The organism is Frankia sp. Hr75.2, from assembly GCF_949319125.1.
Taxonomy (GTDB): Bacteria; Actinomycetota; Actinomycetes; order Frankiales; family Frankiaceae; genus Parafrankia; species Parafrankia soli.
The window spans coordinates 1-840 of the sequence record NZ_CASGGV010000198.1 but is presented as its reverse complement, the minus strand read 5'-3'; the positions used below and the strand labels follow the sequence as shown (position 1 = coordinate 840).

Annotated in this window: 1 protein-coding gene; it reads right to left on the bottom strand. The window is 68.6% G+C overall.

The window, feature by feature from the left end; translation table 11 throughout:
• Nucleotides 1-761 (bottom strand): helix-turn-helix domain-containing protein (locus AC559T_RS14590; RefSeq protein ID WP_498869063.1); only part of this gene is annotated, 761 nt, incomplete at its 3' end.
• Nucleotides 762-840 lie beyond the last annotated feature (79 nt).

Sequence of the window (840 nt, the reverse complement as noted above, 5' to 3'; positions counted from 1 at the left end):
ATCGCGTCGAAGGACGCGGTGAACTGTCCGGCCCGGTCACGGACCAGGAACTGGAAGTCGGCAGCCCGGTCACCGAGATCCATGAGGAGGTTCCGGGCTTGTTGGGTGGTCCACGGTCCGTCCGGGTGGGCGGTGACTCCGAGGATGTGGACGGTGCGGGAGCCGACCTCCAGGACGAAGAAGCAGTACAGGCGCCGCAGGGTCACGGCGCAGTCCACGTGGAAGAAGTCGACGGCCAGCATGGTCGAGGCCTGCGTGCGTAGGAACTGCCGCCAGGTCGTGTCGGTCTGCCGCCTGGGCGCCGGTGGGAGACCCAGGGACGTCAGGACCCGGCGGATCGTGGACGCGCTGACTTGGTGGCCGAGTTTGAGGAGCTCGCCCTGGATTCGCTGGTAGCCCCATGTCGGGTTCTCGGTCGCGAGCCGCTCGATCAGTGCGGCGATCTCCGGGCTGACCGGTGGTCGTCCCGTCCGCTGCGGGTGGGTCCATTTCCGTGTGATCAGACGGCGGTGCCACCGGAGGACGGTCCCCGGGGTGACCAGCCGGTGCGCTCGCAGCATCGTGGGCAGGAGCCGGATGAGTGCGGCGAGGACCGCCCGGTCCGCCCAGTCCCACCGGGGCTTGGGCTGGGTACGGCGCAGCACCGAGACCTCGTGCCGCAACACGAGCAGCTCGATGTCCTTCGACGCCGACGAACGACCGAGGAGGATCAGCCAGCCGCACACCCGAAGGAAGATCAGATAGAGCAGGCGGATGGACACAACTGCCCATCATGCCGCCGGCCCCGTACGGCCACCTCACCGCAGGTCACAGGCCCAGGCGCACTTCTGGCACCCCACA